Source organism: Desulfobulbus oligotrophicus (assembly GCF_016446285.1).
Lineage (GTDB): Bacteria > Desulfobacterota > Desulfobulbia > Desulfobulbales > Desulfobulbaceae > Desulfobulbus > Desulfobulbus oligotrophicus.
Genome location: NZ_CP054140.1, coordinates 2,505,894 through 2,522,531, shown reverse-complemented (window position 1 = coordinate 2,522,531; position 16,638 = coordinate 2,505,894). Strand labels below are relative to the sequence as shown.

The window sequence follows — 16,638 nt, the reverse complement described above, 5'->3', positions numbered from 1 at the left end:
CGTGTCGGAGCAACTGCCGATCGGTCAGATGTTTACCGTTGGCTTTCTGGGGACTACAGTAGGGCCGGATCACTGGATTGTCGAGGCCCTGACTGAAAACCGGTTGGGTGGCATCCTGCTTTTTGAGCGCAATGTTGACGGCACGATTCAGAACATCCGCTCACCTCAGCAGGTACGGGAACTGGTGCACAGTCTCAACCGGTATGCCGTTGAAAAGCCCTTTGTCGCTGTTGATCAGGAAGGCGGCAAGGTGTGCCGTCTCAAGGCACAGGCCGGCTTTGCTCCATCACCCAGTGCAAAGGAGCTGGCCGAATCCGGCGTGCAGGGTACTGCCACATCTGCAGCTGTTATGGCCGCGGAGATGGCAGCACTTGGTATTACTCTTAATTTTGCGCCGGTGGTGGATCTTGATCTCAATCCTGATAATCCGATTATCGGCCGCTACCAGCGCAGCTTCGGATGCGGACCAGACATCGTGGCTGCCCATGCACAGGCCTTTATTGCGGCCCATCATCACCATGGCATCGGCTGCTGTCTCAAACATTTTCCCGGCCACGGCAGTGCCGGCAGCGACTCGCACCTGGGGTTTGTTGACGTGACATCCTGTTGGCAGCAGCAGGAACTGGATCCCTATCGCTGCCTTTTTGCCGCCGGATATGATGATGCCGTCATGACGGCACATCTGGTGCATCACCGACTTGACCCCTCAGGATTACCGGCGACCCTGTCACCACAGATCATCACCGGGCTGCTGCGGCAGCAGCTTGGTTTTACCGGTGTGGTGTTCAGCGATGATCTGCAGATGCAGGCCATCAGCCGGAGGTGGGGGTATGCGGAGGCCGTGCAGCGTGCGGTGCTGGCCGGTGTGGATGTTCTGGTGGTCGGTAACAATCTGACCCCGCGTGAGGATGCTGTGACTGCAGGCATTCGTGCCATAGAAGACATGCTTGCGGACGGGAGAGTTGATGTACAGCGTATCCGTCAGTCGTTGGCACGGATTGCCTTATTCAAAAAGAAAATTGCAGGACAACACCCATGGAAAGTACCCGCACCTCCCACAATCTGCTCATCGGCTATGTAGCCTGGCTCTTTGGTTTTATAGGTGCCCACCGGTTTTACTACGGCAGACCCTTATCCGGTACCCTGTACTTCTTTACCATGGGTTTCTTGTTCATCGGCTGGATTGTTGACCTGTTTCTCATCCCGCAGATGGATCGGGAGGCGGATATCCGTTATGTCACCGGTCCGATCGATTACAATGTCGCCTGGCTGCTCCTGATATTTTTGGGTCTATTCGGCATGCACCGTCTGTACATGGGCAAAATCGGCACCGGGATCCTCTATCTGCTGACCTTTGGAATCTGCGGGCTGGGCTATATCTACGATCTGTGGACATTGAACGAGCAGGTGACCCTGGTGAACAGCACTGCTCAGCATCGCCCGGACATGAAGTCGTTGACAAACGGTTCATGAAGCAGGTCGGGTAAAAAGCCATACCTGGTCTGTGGACAGTTCCGGCCTGAAACGATACCTGTCTTCAGTAAATCCTTTGAGTTCTTCCGGATCGCGTAACCGGTGGCGGATGAAAAAACCAGCCATCAGACCCCTGGCTTTTTTCGTGTAGATCGTTACAGTTTTCAGCTGCTCACCGTTCTCTTCCTTGAATTGAATATCAAGCCATGGCGCAATCAGTTGGGAGCGGAGCACACTTCTGGCATACTCCTGTGAGGCGAGATTGATGAGCAGCGGCTGCTGTTCCTGAGCCAGGGCTTTGTTCAGGTGTGTGGTGATACGTTCGGCCCAGTACGCATACAGAGTCTTTCCCTGCTCATTGGGCATCGGGGTTCCCATCTCCAGACGATAGGGCAGTATACGGTCAAGTGGACGCAGCACGCCGTGGAGTCCGGAAAGAATGCGCACATGTTGCTGGGCAAAGGTAAGGTCAGCAGCACTGCACTGCCGGGCGTTGATGCCGTGAAAGGCAGTACCGCGAAAGGTGAGCAGAGCCGGACTGCCGGCTGTCAGAAGACTGTCCAGCTCCATGGTGTGCAGCTGCGCGTAGGTTCGCTCAGCCAGCGACGGCCCCAGCCGCATCAGGGCGGTTAGCTCATCAGGTGAGAGGGTGCGTAGAGAGGCGAGCAACTGTTTTGCCTGGGGCAGGAATTCCGGAACGGTGGTGATCACCCCGGGGGGTGCTGTTGATTGCTGTTGTCCTTTGGAAGGTGAGAGAATAAGCATGGCAGTTTCCAGGGTGCAGGATGATGAAGGTGCGGGCCGGAGGAGCGTTCGGGACTGTCCGGAGTTCTGCTGCTGCCCGTTGTCTGACAGGGGCTGCCAGGTAGCAGCAACAGAACCTGTGCACTCGGAGCGATGCACAGTGTACCAGTTTTCGTCATCACCTGCACAGTAGCATCTGTTGCTTGACAGGCAGGAATGAATGACGCGGAACAGGTCTTTAAAAAAAACTGAAAGAAAGATCCTGACTCTACCAGTGCAGCATTGTGCTTAAAAAAAGAAGAAGACAATCTTCCGGTTGTCTGAACATCGGTTAGATACGGGGTTTTCTGGGAGGAGAGTGATATGGACAGATGTGCTCGCTGTAAACCGGATATCGAATATCCCTGCCACTGGCAGTATCGTCTGATTGGAGAAGAACGCACAACCATTCTGCAGGCGATACAGACAGTGGTCAATCTTGAGACCTGCACTGTGAGTGACGGCAACGTAAGTTCGGGTGGTCGTTACATAAGTATCAGTGTGGAGGTAATGGTGACAAGTGAAGAGAATCGCCTTGACCTGTACAACCGGTTTGCTGCTGATCCGGCTATACGGATGGTGTTATGAACAGGGCGGATAAGGATATGGACAAACCACTGATTGAAAATAAGCTCATCCCGGTGATGCGCGAGGCGATCACAACAGTGCAGATGCTCCTCTTTAAGGAGCTGCGCCAGGATATCCACAACCGGTATGCAGATGTCCCGGAACCCCATCACACCCGGTTAGCCGGCGCAGTGATCAACAATCTGTTCGGCACGCAACCGGCAGACCGGGAGGTGGCTGCATTTGCGGCAGCCAACCGCGAGCTTGTCGAGCTGGAACTGCGGGAACTTGCAGCCAGGATCGCTCCTCTGTTGCCGTTGATTACCGATACCCTCCGTATGAAGATCATCTGTGACAACCAGGAAGGTATTCACTCCATCCCCTCATTGCTCATGGCCAGGGCTCTCGGAATTCTGCAGGAGAGTCGGCCTCTGCCCCTGCCGTCGACATTCATGCTGCAGGTCCGCACACTTGCGGTACAGCACGGTCTTGTTGAGCCGATGCAGCAGGCTACTGCTTCTTCCGAAGAACCACCAGTGTAGCACCCCAGGAACCAGCTGTTTCATCGGCTAAACGGTAGTGTTGGATACAGTCGAGCCGGGCCAGGATGGCATGGACAGAGCGGCGCAGGGCACCGGTCCCCTTGCCGTGAACAATGCGTACTTCAGTTATGCCCCGGTCCCTGCACTCCTGGAGATAGTCGGGGATCAGGGTACCGAGATCCTGCGGGCGAAAGGTGTGGAGGTCCAGCGTACCGTCAATCGGCAGTTCAATCGGCTCAAGGTCATCAGGATTGGTATCCATTCTGCTGTCTCCGCGTGTTAAGGAGAGAAAAGGCTATGGCTGCCGCTCGTTTTGAGGCACCCGGTCCGCCCAGCCGCTGCCGAACCTCTTTGAGACCTGTCAGCATGTTTGACCGGGCCTGGGCATTGTTGAGCAAAGTCGACACCTCCTGAGCGATCCGCTGTGGGGTCACCGCACTCTGGAGAAGTTCCGGCAGGATGGCCTGATCGGCAATCAGGTTGACAAGGGTGAAAAAGGGAAGTCCACGGATCAGCAGTCTGCCCAGCCAGTAGGTGTGCGGGCTGATCCGATAAGCAGCCACAGTGGGTGTATCCAGGATCGCCAGCTCAAGGGTAACCGTGCCGGATGCCGCCACAGCCACATCACAGGCTGCCATCATGGCATATCGATCTTCGGTGATTACACGGAGATCAAGCTGTTGTTGCCATCGGTCCAGACCATGTTCTCTCAGTAGAGCCGTGTCAATGGTTGGTGCCTGGGCAAGCAGAAAAATTGGTTGCGGATGGGCAGCAGACAGCAGACCGGCTGCAGCGAGGAATTCGGGCAGCAGGACCGCCACCTCCTTTCGTCTGCTTCCCGGTATCAGCCCGATAACCGGGCGTAGGGGATCGATGTGGTGTTGTGCTTTAAACTGTGCCGGGGTGCATGTGGGTTGGATGTTGTCCAGCAGGGGGTGGCCGACAAAATCGACCTGCATACCGTGTTCGGCGTAGAAGGCCTGTTCAAAGGGCAGAATGACCGCCATCCGATCCGTTCGTTTTTTAATGGTCTGCACCCGTCCGCTGCGCCAGGCCCATACCTGCGGACTGATGTAATAAAAAACAGGAATACCCAGTTGTTTGGCGACCTTTGCCAGCATCAGATTGAAATCCGGATAGTCGATCAGGATGAGGAGAGCAGGGCGTTGATGCCGGAGACGGGCAATCAGAATCCGGCGGGCACGGAGAATGTCAGGGAGGTGACTGAACACTTCCACTGCCCCGACCACCGCCAGTTTGGCGGCATCGTAGAGTAACTCCACACCTGCCCGCTCCAGCTCGATCCCGCCCATGCCGTAAAATCGCAGCTCAGGAGACTGTTCCCGCATGGCACGGACCAGGTTGGCACCGTGCAGATCCCCTGAGGCCTCTCCAGCTACAATCATCACCTCCCGGGGGGTGGTGGCCGGATCAGAATCCGTCACTGGCACCATCTCTGTTAATGGGACGGCTGAAGAAAGTTCAACAGATCGCCTCGACCTTCTTCCATGAGTATCTGTTCGACCTGTTCCCGGTTCATGCGTATCTGGCTGACTACCTGCAGTGCGATATCAAGAGCACGCCGACCGGCTTCACCGCTGACAGTCGGTTGGGTGCGGTCACGGACGTGCTGAACAAAGCTGTGCAGCTCCATCTCCAGGGCATCCTGTTCTGCGAAGTTCACTTTGCTGATCTCTGGGGCAGGGGGGCTGCCTTTTGTTCCCGGCTTCAGGCGCACGGTCATGATCTCTTTCTTGCCGAAATCAACAGAGAGATACTGACCCGGCTGAAAGATTCGCATACGACGCATGTTGTCCAGGGAAATACGGCTGACCGTAATATTTGCCGTACAGCCGTTGGCAAAGATCAGGCGGGCATTGGCAATGTCCGTGAACCGGGTGACCACGGGTGCCCCGGCCGTTAAAATGGAAACAATCGGGGCCTGGACAATGGAGAGCACGATGTCGATATCGTGAATCATCAGATCCAGCACCACATCAACGTCAGTTCCCCTTTCTTTGAACACGGCAATCCGGTGAGCCTCGATAAAGAGCGGATGGGTGAGGAGCGGTTGCATGGCCATAACCGCGGGGTTGAACCGTTCCAGATGGCCGACCTGGAGGATTCGCTCCCCGGCCCGGGCGATGCGGATCAGGTCGTCCGCTTCAGCCACTGTGGTGGTGATGGGCTTTTCCATCATCACATCAATGCCGGCCTGCAGACAGACCTTGCCGACCTGATGGTGGAGGGTGGTGGGCACAACAATGGAGACCGCATCCACCAGGGGAAGTAAGGCACGATAGTCGGTAAAGGGCCGCGTACCGCACTCATCAGCCACCAGTGCAGCCCTGCCGCCATCGGTGTCGGCAACACCGATGAGTTCCACTCCTTCCATTGCCGCATATTTCTGCGCATGGAACCGACCGAGATATCCGACACCTATCACACCGACTTTTATAATTGTATCCATACTGTTATTGTGTTGTCACATACCAAGATAAGCTTTCTGAACAACGGGATTGTTCCGCAGTCCCGCTGCATCCCCATGAAGAACGACCCTGCCGTTTTCAAGAACATAGCCGCGGTGTGCAATGCGCAGCGCTAAGTTTGCATTTTGCTCAACCAGAAAGATGGTTGTCTGGTGTTCATTGTTAAGTCTGATCAGTATTTCAAAAATTTGTTTTATGATTAAAGGGGCCAGGCCCATGGACGGTTCGTCAAGGAGCAGGAGTTTGGGCCGGGCCATCAGGGCGCGGGCAATGGCCAGCATCTGCTGTTCACCGCCGGAAAGCGTGCCGCCGGGTTGCTGCCGTCTCTTCTCCAGAATGGGAAACAGGCCGTACAACCAGGCCTTGTCTGCGGCGATGGCGGCATGGTCGCGGCGGAGAAAGGCACCCAGGTCAAGATTTTCGGAAACACTGAGGGCGGGAAAGATATGACGGCCTTCCGGTACCTGACTGATCCCGAGTTGAACAATACGATCCGGCATAAGGCCGGAGATCTGCCGGTCGAGAAAGGTCAGGCGACCGTGTCGAGGCGACAGAATACCGCTTATGGTCATGAGCGTGGTGGATTTACCCGCACCATTGGCGCCGATTAAGGTGACGATCTCTCCCTGTTGGATCGTGATGGAGATGTCATACAGTGCTTGAATATTACCGTAAAACACACTGATGTTCTGTAGTTCAAGCATAATGATCTTCCTCTTCACCGAGATAGGCCCGGATCACTGCCGGATCGTTTCGTATCGCTTCCGGCGGCCCTTCGGCAATGAGACGGCCATACTCAAGAACAAAGATGTGATCAGCCAGGCGCATTACCAGTTGCATGTCATGCTCAATTAACAGCACAGCTGTCCGGTCGTTGTTGATGGACCGGATGAGTGTTTCCAGCTCCTGTCCCTCCTGCGGGTTCATTCCGGCGGCTGGTTCGTCCAGAAGGAGAAGAAGCGGGTCTGTGGCCAGAGCCCGGGCTATTTCCAGCCGTCGTTGCGCTCCATAGGGCAGGTTGTCGGCCCGTTCATGCGCAACATCAGCCAGCCCGACCCGTTCAAGCAGGGCAAAGCTGGTAGCAATGGTCTTTTGTTCTTCTCTGGCGACCGATGGCGGGCGGAGAATCGCACCTAAAATTGTGGCGGTTGTCCGGCAGTGCCGGCCGATCATCACATTTTCAAGAACCGTCATGCTGCGGAACACGCGGATGTTCTGAAAGGTGCGAGCCAGCCCCTGTTCGGTAATATGATGGGGTTTGAGTCCGTTTAAGGTGCGGCTCGGACTGTTTGGCGGTGTCCACAGGAGTTCACCGGCTGTTGGCTGATAGATGCCGGTGAGGCAGTTGAAAAATGTGGTTTTGCCGGCACCGTTGGGGCCGATCAGGGCGACTATTTCACCCTGCTTGATGCGCAGGCTGCATTTGTCAATGGCACGTATGCCACCGAAATCCATACTCAGCTTGTTAACGGTCAGGAGTGGCGGCATGGGGAGAATTGGTCTGGTCATGTGTTGATGGGAGGGTGTACGTTCGGCGTTTTGGTGCAATCAGCCCCTGGGGGCGGACAATCATCATGACCACCAGGATGGCGCCAAAGGCCAGCATCCGGTAATCGGCAATGATACGCAGGTATTCGGGGAGCAGAATAAGGATCAGTGCACCGGCAATAACGCCGACAATCGACCCCATGCCGCCAAGAACAACGATGCAGAGGATGATTGCAGATTCCATAAAGGTGAAACTGGCCGGATTGACAAAGGTTGTTTTGGCGGCAAAAAACACACCGGCCATGCCTGCCCAGGTGGCGCCTAAGGCAAAGGCGGACAGCTTGATTTTTGTTTTGTCAATACCCATTGCCTGACACGCTATTTCGTCTTCCCGCAGTGCCTGCCAGGCTCGACCGATACGGGAGTTCTGCAGCCGATAGACAACAAAGACCGTAAGAACGACCAGGCCGATCATCAGATAGTACAGGTAGTTGATGGTGGCCTCAGGCGACAGCGACAGTCCGAACAGGCTCGGTCTGGCAATGTTGGCGATACCGCTCGGTCCTTTAGAAAATTCGCTCCAGTTTTCAAGGACAAGGCGAACGATCTGACCAAAGGCCAGGGTAACGATGGCCAGATAATCACCGCGGAGTCGCAAGACCGGGAAACCGAGCAGCAGTCCGAACAGGGCACCCAGCAGGCCGCCAATGGGGAGTGCCATCCAGAAACCCAGGTTGAAGTGGAGGTGGAGGAGGGCATAGGTGTAGGCTCCCACCGCATAAAAGGCGACATACCCCAGATCCAGCAGGCCGACCATACCGACAACGATGTTCAGTCCCAGGCCGAGCACCACATACATCAGCGCAGTGGTCATGATGTTCACCTGGTAGGAGGAAAAAAACAGGGGAAAACAGGTCAGAAGCAGGGCTGAAGCGATGAGGGCAGCGGTAAGAAACGCTGGTCGGCGCAGAACATCAAACGGTTGGGCAGGTGTCTGCGGCCGGATAGGATCTTTCTCTTCCCGGCGGGTGAGGAGGCGGCGGGCCTGAACAAGGCGGATGATCAGTGAGGCAAGAAAGCTGATTACTCCTATCCACAACATGTTGGACCAGCGCCACAGAACAATGTGTTCGATGGGATTGACCTTGATCACCACAAGGGGAAAGGTGAGAAACATAAACCAAAGCCCGGTAAGGCAGGCGTGGCGGAGATCGTGTCTGGTGATCATGAGACTGCTTGTATCCGTAAGGAGAAATTAGACCTTGTCAACAGAGGCCTTGCCCAAAAGCCCGTTGGGACGAAAGATCAGTATCAGGACCAGCAGGGCAAAGGCAAAGACATCTTCATAATCGCTGGACACATAGCCGGTGGTCAAAGATTCGGTCAGCCCAAGGACATAGCTGCCCAGAACCGCACCAGGAATAGAACCGATACCTCCAAGGACAGCAGCGGTAAATGCCTTGATGCCGGCAATGAATCCGATGAAGACATTGATCTGGCCGACATGAGAGGCGATCAGGACACCACCGATGGCTGCCAGACCGGAACCAAGGACAAAGGTGAACGATATGATGCGATCAACATTGACGCCGACGAGCAGCGCCATCTTCTGATCTTGAGCAGTAGCTCGCATGGCCTTACCGATCCGTGTCCATTTGACCATGGCTGACAACAGTAACATGGCCAGCAGGGAAACCACAAGGATTGCGGCATCTGTGGAGCCGATGACACCTGCATAGGGTTCCAGAAAGGCAAACTCGGGAATCAGGGATGGAAAAGGCAGAAAGTCCGCTGTCTGCACAAGCTGGACATAGTTCTGGAGAAAGATGGACATGCCGATTGCCGAGATGAGCGGGGCCAGACGAGGGGCTTTGCGCAGTGGTCTGTAGGCAATGCGTTCAACCGTATACCCATAGGCAGAAGACCAGACAACAGCGGCAAGCGCTGTCAGAACAAAAACAGCCGGGAGGGGGAACTGGTAGATCAGTAAAATCTCCGCAACGATGAGACCGGTGAAGGCACCGATCATGTACATTTCACCATGGGCAAAGTTAATTAATCCGATGATCCCGTACACCATGGTGTACCCGAGAGCGATCAGGGCATAAATGGATCCTCGTGTGAGTCCACTAAAGAGCAGTTCAATGAAATAATCCATGCAATCTCAGCGTTCGAATGGGAAGAATCCGATCAGTGGTTATTGGACCAGAACAAACTGTCCGTTCTGTACCTGGTAAATAAAGAATCCTATGCCCACCGGCTCTCCCCTGTCGTCAAAGGTTATATCGCCAAAAGGAGTGGCAACCGCGTGCGCGCGCAGAGCCTCTTTCACCGCATCTGCGTCCGCTGACCCGGCCTTGGTCATGGCCTGGGTCAGAGCAAGTGCTGCGGCAACGGCGTTGTTAAAGAAAGAACCCGGCTCCGTCCCCTCGGCTGCCTTGAATTTTTCACGATACATAATGGCAATCGGGTTGTTGGACACATCTGCCGGTCCGGTGGCATACACACCTTCCGCATCTTTGCCGGCTACCTTGATAAAAGTAGCATCTTTGACGCCATCATCGGAAATAAAAGGGATGGTTAAGCGTTTCTGGCGCATCTGGCCAACAATTTTGGAGGCCTCGGGATGATAGCCGCCAAAGAGAACGGCATCTGCATTGGAGCGCTTGATTTTCTGAATCACGGCAGAGTAATCGACAGCGCCCGGGGTGACACCTTCAAAAAGTACCACTTTGGCGTTATCAGACTGTTCGATGAAGGTTTTCGCATATTCGGCAAGCCCCTTGCCATAGTCCCCCTTGTCATGAAGGATGGCGATCTTTTTAGCCTTGAGGGTCTGCAAAGTAAAATCAGTTTGCAGACGCGCCTGGGTGTCATCTGCAGCTATGGTGCGGAAAAAATTCGGATATGCACCGTCTTGACTGAGGTTGGGGGTGGTGGCTGCAGGCGAGATAACCACCACATTGGCGTCCCGATAGATCGGCAGTGTAGCTTTGGTCGGACCGGAACAGACGGGGCCGATCACTGCCCGTACTCCGGCTGCCACCAGTTTGGTGGCCACATTGGTGGCTACTTCCGGTTTGCAGCCATCGTCTTCAACCAGCAGCTCAATGGGAACGCCGTTAATGCCTCCCTGAGCGTTGACATCCTTGACGACCAGTTGGGTTGCTTTTAACGAGGGTAAACCGTAGGAGGCCAGATCACCCTGATGGGCTCCGGTAACACCGATTTTGATGGTGTCTGCGGCATGAAGTGGAGACTGCAGGAGGTGCAGGATGAAAAAGACAAGGGTAAAAGAAAACAAGGTCGTTCGCATCGAATGTTCCACCTTTCTTAGGGTTTGATTTGTAAAACAAAAACATATACTTTATCTTTTTGATCTGCTTTTTCATACTGCATTCGTTGTTTTTTGCACTAAAAATGACCCGTTGATGACAGGTGTTCTTCTCCTGAGAAGAGGAGATGCTCGACAGAAGATGGTTGGCAGCGAGTATCGGTCATTATTGTGTACGCTTTTAAAGTGACGTGTTTATGAGACAGTACGATGGAATCGTCGAACCTCAGAGGGGGAAGAGTTGCCCGGGCGGCCTTTTGTATCTGTGGATACCCTGTCTTTCTACCCGCTGTCGATAGTGTTCAGTGATTTTGGTTTGTTGTCTGCTAACGAGGACTTATGAAAACATCGCCGCTTCTTTTTTTTCTGGGACGACCTTTTTCTCCCCTGTACAGCTGGGCAATGCGCGCCCGGGAGGCAGGGTACAGGCGTGGTGTTTTCCGGTCGTATCACTTTCCGGTACCGGTTGTCAGTGTCGGTAACTTAACCATGGGTGGCACCGGTAAGACCCCCATGGTGCACTATCTTGCCCGATTGCTGCAGCAGAACAGTTTTAAGCCGGCGATCATCAGTCGCGGTTACGGTGGAACGGCCCAGGGCCCTGTGAACATCGTCTCAGACGGCTGTTCTCTTCTGCTTGATGCGAAAGCAGCGGGCGACGAACCCCGAATGCTTGCCGAAACACTGCCGGGTGTTCCTGTCTTAACAGGTATTGTCCGTCGCTTACCGGCACAGCGGGCTGTTGACCTTGGTGCTGATGTCCTGTTGCTTGATGACGGTTTTCAGCACCTGCCCATCCAACGTGATGTCAATCTGGTCCTGTTTAATACAGACCGTTTGGCAGGCAATTCACGGGTCTTTCCCGGTGGAGATCTTCGCGAACCTGTTGCAGCACTGCATCGGGCCACTGGTTTTGTACTGACAGGTGTGTATGAGGCGAACCGTGATCGGGCTCAACGGTTCCGTGACCTGCTTGCAACAAAATTTCCTGGAATTCCAACGTTCCTCACCGGTTATGAGGTGGAGACGCTGGTTCGTCTGATGCCGTCCGGTGAGACAGTGCCCGTTGCTGCGGCAACGGTTGCCAGCCTGAAAGGATATGGTTTCTGCGGCATTGCCCATCCAGAATCGTTTCGGGAAACAGTCCAGGGGATCGGAGTGGACCTCACCGGGTTTACCGGTTTTGCTGATCATCGGCAATACTCCGATTCGCTGGTGGAACGGCTGATTAGCACTGCTCGGAAAACAGGTGCTGATTTTCTGCTGACCACGGAAAAGGACCTGGTTAAATTTTCCGGCTATGCGCACCAGCTGCCTGTACCGCTCTACGGTATTCGTATGCAGGTGCTGGTTGATGAAGAATTTACGGCAACAGTTCTTCGCGCTCTTCGCTCCCGGCGTCCATCTTCCTGATCCCTTTAATATTTTTGTGTTGCGTGAACAACACAACCCAGGCGAATTGCTGTGTTGTTTTTGACACAGTCGTGTTGTGCATAAAGGTGCCGATTGAAGACATAAAAGTTCTATTATTTTGATTTAGTTAAAATTTTTGAATTCTCTAATGGTATTGTTGTGGTTTTCTGATATTGGTTTGAAAATTGCTTAAAGAAAATAAAGTGTTATTGTCTTCTCTACATTTCCTCCTTCATTGGGAGTCATCATGTCATATCAGATAGAGCCACATCAACATACCATTCAACGGGGTGTCAGCTGTTGTGGTGTTGGATTGCATACCGGCAGAACAGTCAACCTCACCATAAATCCGGCTCCGGCCCATACCGGTATCCAGTTCCTTCGTTCCGACCTGCCGGATCGGCCTGTTATTCCGGCCCGGGTTGAACAGGTGTCGCAGACAACACTGGCTACCACCATCGGAAAAGGGGCCCATGCCATATCCACAACAGAACACCTGCTGGCTGCTCTGCGCGGATGCGGGGTTGATAACGCTGTTGTTGAGCTTGATTCACACGAAGTGCCCATTATGGACGGCAGCGCCGGGCCGTTTATCCGGCTGTTGAAAACAGCAGGTCTGCTCCGCCAGCGGGCGTTGCGGAAGGTCATGCGCATCACCCGGCCGATCGTCTATACAGAGGGCAGCAAGTCAATCCGCATTGACCCGTATAACGGGTATAAAGTTACGGCCCGGATTCAGTTTGACGATGCCCTGATCAACGAACAGCAGTATTCCATTGAGGTCACCCCGGAGCGATTTATTAAAGAAATTGCCAAGGCGCGGACCTTCGGATTTGTCGAACAGGTCGAACATCTCTGGCAGAATGGTCTGGCGCTGGGAAGTACACTCGACAATGTCATTGCCATTCATTGGGATCGTCGTTCTATTCTCAATGAGGACGGATTGCGTTTTGATGACGAGTTTATCCGTCATAAGGTACTGGACATCATCGGCGACATGGCCTTGCTTGGTTCACCGCTCATGGGGCATGTAACTGCTGATTGTTCCGGTCATGGTTTGCATCATGCCTTCATGCAGGCAATCATCGGCAATCCACTTGCCTGGGAGTATGTGACGTTCAAAAAGAATGGCAATTCGCTGCTTCGCCAGGTTGTGAAGACAACGCAGGACTCCGGAAACCGGTTCGCTCCTCTTTTCAGGCCCCTTGGTTCAAACATCTCCCCTCAACCTGTTTGTCTGATATAAGCTTGACTGCCGTATAAAAGATCTGAAAAACGATATGTTCCAGGATAACCGCCGGAAGATGTACCGGCGGTTTTTTTATATGCCGGCAGATTGATCACAGTCCCGCTCTTGTCGGCTTTGCTGATCCGCCGTATAGTAGCGGCGTCGACAGCGGAGTATACCTTACCTTCTCTCAAAACTTTCCAGAAGATATGTCGCATTCTATTCCTCCCCTCGGTTGTATCGGCGGTGGTCAAATGGCTGAAGCTTTTATCCGCGGCCTGTTGACTGCACAGTTGCTGACCCCTGCCCAAATAACTGTTGCTGAACCGGACAGCAGTCGATGTGATTATCTGACGAAAACGTACGGGGTGCAATGTACGCAGGATCCGGGACTGCTCTGTTCAAACAGCGAACTGTTGCTGGTGGCTGTCAAACCGCAGGTGGGCATACCTGTTCTGGAGCAGTACCAACCTTGTATACAGCAGCAGCACCTGGTCATCTCGATTATGGCCGGCATATCCTTAGCCTCCCTGACTGCTGCTTTGTCCGGACCGGTACGGCTGATCCGGGTGATGCCCAATATCGCTGTACTGGTTTTAGCCGGAGCCTCGGCATACTGTGCCAACGTCGAAGCCACGGATGAAGATCGACAGAGTGCCGCTGCCATTCTCTCGTCTGTGGGCACATGTACTGAGGTGGAGGAACATCTGCTTGACGCTGTGACCGGTTTAAGCGGCTCCGGGCCCGGGTATGTGCTGACCTTTATTGAGGCCATGATTGACGGCGGTGTTCTGGCCGGATTACCGCGCTCTGTTGCTGAACAGTTAGCTTTGCAGACGGTCTATGGGTCGGCCAGGCTGGCTTTGACGACCGGTGAACATCCGGCAGTACTGAAAGCTCAGGTAACCTCACCGGGCGGAACGACCATCAGTGGTGTGCAGGTACTGGAACAGGGTGGGTTGCGTGGGATGGTCATGGCAGCCATTAAAACGGCAGCAGATCGTTCCAGGGAGCTGGGGGCATGAATATTCAGTACGCAGGGGTGATCACACGGCCGGACAGTCCGGAGGTTGATGCCATCGGTCGGGAGATGGTCGACTGGTTTAAATGTCGATCCATCCGGGCTGATTTCAACCGGATTGATCGGCACATGGATATTCTCATCGTGTTAGGTGGTGATGGGACACTGCTTCATGTGGCGGATAAGGCGGCTGAGTATCAGTTGCCGGTGTTGGGCATCAACCTCGGTAACCTTGGTTTTCTGACCGAAATCGCTGCTGACGAACGATATGAGGCACTGGAGCTGCTGCTGGTTGAAGATGACGTGCGCTTAGAAACACGAATCATGCTTTCTGCTGCCTATGTGAATGGAACCACCGGGGAAAAGAGTGCTTCTGTGCACGCCTTGAATGAGGTCGTGATTGTCAAGAAAAGCACAGAGGCCATGATTCGCCTGCGCTGCTGGGCCGACCGCGAATATGTGACCACCTATCGGGCTGACGGGTTGATCATTGCCACGCCCACCGGGTCCACTGCATACAATCTTTCTGCCGGTGGGCCGGTGGTGCACGCTGAACTTGATGCCGTTGTTGTGACCCCGATCTGCCCTTTCATGTTGGAATCCCGGCCGATACTGCTGGGTTCGGATCATAATATCACGGCTCAGCTGCTCGCACCCGCCGGAGAGGTGAAGGTTATTATTGACGGTGGACTGCAGTGGACCATCACTGAAAACGATTACCTGCAGGTGCGGAAGGCGTCGCTGCCACTGCTCATTGTCAGTTCGCCCTGGAAAAGTTACTTCAATATCCTGCGAAATAAACTCAACTGGGGCGGGGCAAGTGTTGATATTCCCCTGCCGGAAAAGGCGTGTAAACACTGCTGAAGATGTGCACTACCAGATTGTGGCAAAAGAGAAGGGGTCTTTGCCTCACCGTTTACGTCGCTGCAGACTGTATTTCTTCATCTTGTACTGCAGGAGGCTTTTGGTGATACCCAGCTGTTCCGCTGCCCGGGCCTGCACATAGAAGTTATCTTCCAGTGCTGTACGCACCAGTTTTTCCTCTATCCCGTTTAACACTTCCGACAAGCTGAGATGCTCCGGAATGAACTGACTGAGTTCCAGACCCTTACTCCAGTCATGGGAAGGGGACAGTTCGGTTGAGTCGGGCTGTACATCCTCAGGTTCAATTCGATTGCTGCTGCACAGGATGGCGGCGCGTTCAATGGTGTTTTCGAGTTCACGCACATTACCTTCCCACGGCAGACTGACAAGCAGGCGCAGTGCCTCTGGAGAGATATCGAGTTCTTTGTCCAAGTTGCGGCTGTTTTTTTCGAGAAAATGGGTCACCAGAGCGGGAATATCGTCCACCCGTTCCCGCAGGGGGGTCAGATGAATGTGGATAACATTGAGACGATAGTAGAGATCTTCACGAAAATTTCCCTTATCCACCTCGTCTTTAAGGTCTTTGTTGGTGGCGGCAAGGATGCGGATATCAACATTCTGCGTGGTTGAGCCACCCACCCGTTCGAAACTTTTTTCCTGAAGAACCCGTAAGAGTTTGGCCTGCAACTGTGAAGACATCTCACCGATCTCATCAAGAAAAAGAGTGCCGGTGTCGGCGAGTTCAAAGCGTCCCTTGCGCATGACCACAGCATCGGTGAACGCGCCCTTTTCATGACCGAACAGCTCGCTTTCCAGAAGATGTTCCGACAGGGCTGCACAGTTGACAGAGATGAAAGGAGCCTCACAACGGGGGCTCAGATTATGGATTGCGCGGGCAACCAGTTCTTTACCTGTTCCCGACTCACCGGTGATCAGAACAGAAGAGGGGGTTGGTGCGACCTTTTCAATTAACTGATACACCATTCGCATGGAAGGGCTCTTGCCGACCATGCCGCCGAATCCTGAACGCGGAACGGCCTCTGCCCGAAGTCTTCTGATTTCCCGGATCAGGCCGTAATGTTCAATGGCCTTGGTAACACTGGCCAACAGTTGCTGGTTGGAAAATGGTTTGGCTAAATAGGTAAAGGCGCCCAGGCTCATGGCCTCCACCGCCTTTTCAACCTCAGCATAGGCCGTGATGAGAATAACGGGCAACTCTCTATTGTACTCTTTGATCTTCGCCAGCAACTCAATGCCGTCCATCCCGGGCATCTTCATATCAGAGAGTACCAGGTCCAGATCAGTGCTGTACACAATGGGGAGAGCAGTTAAACCGCTTTCTGCTGAAAAAACCTCATAGCCTTCGTCTTTAAGGAGTTCAGCAAGGACAATCAGATAGTTGGGTTCGTCGTCGACAATTAAAATGGTGTGCATAG

18 protein-coding genes are annotated in these 16,638 nt (G+C 53.9%); 8 read left to right on the top strand and 10 right to left on the bottom strand.

The window, feature by feature from the left end:
- The first annotated feature begins 1 nt into the window (after nt 1).
- Together HP555_RS11600 and HP555_RS11595 are read left to right on the top strand one after the other, a co-directional pair.
- Nucleotides 2-1,081: a glycoside hydrolase family 3 N-terminal domain-containing protein gene (locus HP555_RS11600; RefSeq protein WP_199262672.1), complete on the top strand. Its 1,080-nt coding sequence runs from the start codon at nt 2-4 to the stop codon at nt 1,079-1,081.
- Nucleotides 1,036-1,473 carry an NINE protein gene (locus HP555_RS11595; RefSeq protein ID WP_199262670.1) on the top strand — a complete coding sequence of 146 codons (438 nt, stop codon included), beginning with the start codon at nt 1,036-1,038 and terminating at the stop codon, nt 1,471-1,473. Before HP555_RS11600 ends, HP555_RS11595 begins: the two co-directional genes overlap by 46 nt.
- Here the strand turns inward: HP555_RS11595 and HP555_RS11590 are convergent.
- Nucleotides 1,468-2,238, bottom strand: a complete 771-nt coding sequence (locus HP555_RS11590; RefSeq protein WP_199262668.1) for a YaaA family protein — start codon at nt 2,236-2,238, stop codon at nt 1,468-1,470. The genes HP555_RS11595 and HP555_RS11590 overlap by 6 nt on opposite strands.
- 342 nt (nt 2,239-2,580) lie before the next feature.
- On the opposite strand from HP555_RS11590, the gene HP555_RS11585 reads away from it, so the two are divergent.
- Together HP555_RS11585 and HP555_RS11580 are read left to right on the top strand one after the other, a co-directional pair.
- Nucleotides 2,581-2,844 (top strand): HP0495 family protein, encoded by a 264-nt coding sequence (locus tag HP555_RS11585; protein ID WP_199262666.1) that lies wholly within the window; start codon nt 2,581-2,583, stop codon nt 2,842-2,844.
- Complete coding sequence (locus HP555_RS11580) at nt 2,841-3,365, top strand: hypothetical protein (RefSeq protein WP_199262664.1); 525 nt, start codon at nt 2,841-2,843, stop codon at nt 3,363-3,365. Before HP555_RS11585 ends, HP555_RS11580 begins: the two co-directional genes overlap by 4 nt.
- Here the strand turns inward: HP555_RS11580 and HP555_RS11575 are convergent.
- From HP555_RS11575 to HP555_RS11540, 8 genes are read right to left on the bottom strand one after another with little or no spacing between them, the layout of a single operon-like run.
- Complete coding sequence (locus tag HP555_RS11575; RefSeq protein WP_199262662.1) at nt 3,334-3,627, bottom strand: Smr/MutS family protein; 294 nt, start codon at nt 3,625-3,627, stop codon at nt 3,334-3,336. The genes HP555_RS11580 and HP555_RS11575 overlap by 32 nt on opposite strands.
- Nucleotides 3,611-4,810 (bottom strand): lipid-A-disaccharide synthase, encoded by a 1,200-nt coding sequence (lpxB, locus tag HP555_RS11570; protein WP_233249165.1) that lies wholly within the window; start codon nt 4,808-4,810, stop codon nt 3,611-3,613. The genes HP555_RS11575 and lpxB overlap by 17 nt, the downstream gene beginning before the upstream one ends.
- A gap of 14 nt (nt 4,811-4,824) precedes the next feature.
- Entirely contained in the window at nt 4,825-5,835 is a 1,011-nt protein-coding gene (locus HP555_RS11565; RefSeq protein WP_199262658.1) for a Gfo/Idh/MocA family protein, read from the bottom strand.
- Between the two features lie 15 nt (nt 5,836-5,850).
- The gene (locus HP555_RS11560; RefSeq protein WP_199262656.1) at nt 5,851-6,558 is read right to left on the bottom strand and encodes an ABC transporter ATP-binding protein; all 708 of its coding nucleotides are present in this window, start codon (nt 6,556-6,558) and stop codon (nt 5,851-5,853) included.
- On the bottom strand, nt 6,551-7,342 hold the full coding sequence (locus HP555_RS11555) for an ABC transporter ATP-binding protein (RefSeq protein WP_199264555.1): 792 nt from the start codon (nt 7,340-7,342) through the stop codon (nt 6,551-6,553). Before HP555_RS11555 ends, HP555_RS11560 begins: the two co-directional genes overlap by 8 nt.
- Entirely contained in the window at nt 7,320-8,570 is a 1,251-nt protein-coding gene (locus HP555_RS11550; protein ID WP_199262654.1) for an ABC transporter permease subunit, read from the bottom strand. Before HP555_RS11550 ends, HP555_RS11555 begins: the two co-directional genes overlap by 23 nt.
- Before the next feature lie 27 nt (nt 8,571-8,597).
- On the bottom strand, nt 8,598-9,500 hold the full coding sequence (locus tag HP555_RS11545) for a branched-chain amino acid ABC transporter permease (protein WP_199262653.1): 903 nt from the start codon (nt 9,498-9,500) through the stop codon (nt 8,598-8,600).
- A gap of 39 nt (nt 9,501-9,539) precedes the next feature.
- Complete coding sequence (locus tag HP555_RS11540) at nt 9,540-10,658, bottom strand: branched-chain amino acid ABC transporter substrate-binding protein (RefSeq protein WP_199262651.1); 1,119 nt, start codon at nt 10,656-10,658, stop codon at nt 9,540-9,542.
- A gap of 357 nt (nt 10,659-11,015) precedes the next feature.
- Between HP555_RS11540 and lpxK the strand changes: the two genes are divergently transcribed.
- The 4 genes from lpxK (at nt 11,016) to HP555_RS11520 (ending at nt 15,202) form a co-directional block, all read left to right on the top strand.
- Nucleotides 11,016-12,089, top strand: coding sequence for a tetraacyldisaccharide 4'-kinase (lpxK, locus tag HP555_RS11535; RefSeq protein ID WP_199262649.1), 1,074 nt, complete (start codon nt 11,016-11,018; stop codon nt 12,087-12,089).
- A 247-nt stretch (nt 12,090-12,336) separates the two neighbouring features.
- A complete protein-coding gene (lpxC, locus tag HP555_RS11530) occupies nt 12,337-13,335 on the top strand; it encodes a UDP-3-O-acyl-N-acetylglucosamine deacetylase (protein WP_199262647.1) in 999 nt (332 codons plus the stop codon).
- A gap of 191 nt (nt 13,336-13,526) precedes the next feature.
- Complete coding sequence (proC, locus tag HP555_RS11525) at nt 13,527-14,342, top strand: pyrroline-5-carboxylate reductase (protein WP_199262645.1); 816 nt, start codon at nt 13,527-13,529, stop codon at nt 14,340-14,342.
- Nucleotides 14,339-15,202: an NAD(+)/NADH kinase gene (locus HP555_RS11520; RefSeq protein ID WP_199262643.1), complete on the top strand. Its 864-nt coding sequence runs from the start codon at nt 14,339-14,341 to the stop codon at nt 15,200-15,202. The genes proC and HP555_RS11520 overlap by 4 nt, the downstream gene beginning before the upstream one ends.
- A 45-nt stretch (nt 15,203-15,247) precedes the next feature.
- Here HP555_RS11520 and HP555_RS11515 read toward each other — a convergent pair whose 3' ends face one another.
- Nucleotides 15,248-16,636, bottom strand: coding sequence for a sigma-54-dependent transcriptional regulator (locus HP555_RS11515; protein WP_199262642.1), 1,389 nt, complete (start codon nt 16,634-16,636; stop codon nt 15,248-15,250).
- Nucleotides 16,637-16,638 lie beyond the last annotated feature (2 nt).

Excerpts from the sequence above, each read along its gene's own strand:
- HP555_RS11595 (WP_199262670.1), top strand. The coding sequence starts at position 1,036 with ATGGAAAGTACCCGCACCTCCCACAATCTGCTCATCGGCTATGTAGCC.
- HP555_RS11590 (WP_199262668.1), bottom strand. The coding sequence starts at position 2,238 with ATGCTTATTCTCTCACCTTCCAAAGGACAACAGCAATCAACAGCACCC.
- HP555_RS11585 (WP_199262666.1), top strand. The coding sequence starts at position 2,581 with ATGGACAGATGTGCTCGCTGTAAACCGGATATCGAATATCCCTGCCAC.
- HP555_RS11580 (WP_199262664.1), top strand. The coding sequence starts at position 2,841 with ATGAACAGGGCGGATAAGGATATGGACAAACCACTGATTGAAAATAAG.
- HP555_RS11575 (WP_199262662.1), bottom strand. The coding sequence starts at position 3,627 with ATGGATACCAATCCTGATGACCTTGAGCCGATTGAACTGCCGATTGAC.
- HP555_RS11565 (WP_199262658.1), bottom strand. The coding sequence starts at position 5,835 with ATGGATACAATTATAAAAGTCGGTGTGATAGGTGTCGGATATCTCGGT.
- HP555_RS11560 (WP_199262656.1), bottom strand. The coding sequence starts at position 6,558 with ATGCTTGAACTACAGAACATCAGTGTGTTTTACGGTAATATTCAAGCA.
- HP555_RS11555 (WP_199264555.1), bottom strand. The coding sequence starts at position 7,342 with ATGCCGCCACTCCTGACCGTTAACAAGCTGAGTATGGATTTCGGTGGC.
- HP555_RS11550 (WP_199262654.1), bottom strand. The coding sequence starts at position 8,570 with ATGATCACCAGACACGATCTCCGCCACGCCTGCCTTACCGGGCTTTGG.
- HP555_RS11545 (WP_199262653.1), bottom strand. The coding sequence starts at position 9,500 with ATGGATTATTTCATTGAACTGCTCTTTAGTGGACTCACACGAGGATCC.
- HP555_RS11540 (WP_199262651.1), bottom strand. The coding sequence starts at position 10,658 with ATGCGAACGACCTTGTTTTCTTTTACCCTTGTCTTTTTCATCCTGCAC.
- lpxK (WP_199262649.1), top strand. The coding sequence starts at position 11,016 with ATGAAAACATCGCCGCTTCTTTTTTTTCTGGGACGACCTTTTTCTCCC.
- lpxC (WP_199262647.1), top strand. The coding sequence starts at position 12,337 with ATGTCATATCAGATAGAGCCACATCAACATACCATTCAACGGGGTGTC.
- proC (WP_199262645.1), top strand. The coding sequence starts at position 13,527 with ATGTCGCATTCTATTCCTCCCCTCGGTTGTATCGGCGGTGGTCAAATG.
- HP555_RS11520 (WP_199262643.1), top strand. The coding sequence starts at position 14,339 with ATGAATATTCAGTACGCAGGGGTGATCACACGGCCGGACAGTCCGGAG.
- HP555_RS11515 (WP_199262642.1), bottom strand. The coding sequence starts at position 16,636 with ATGCACACCATTTTAATTGTCGACGACGAACCCAACTATCTGATTGTC.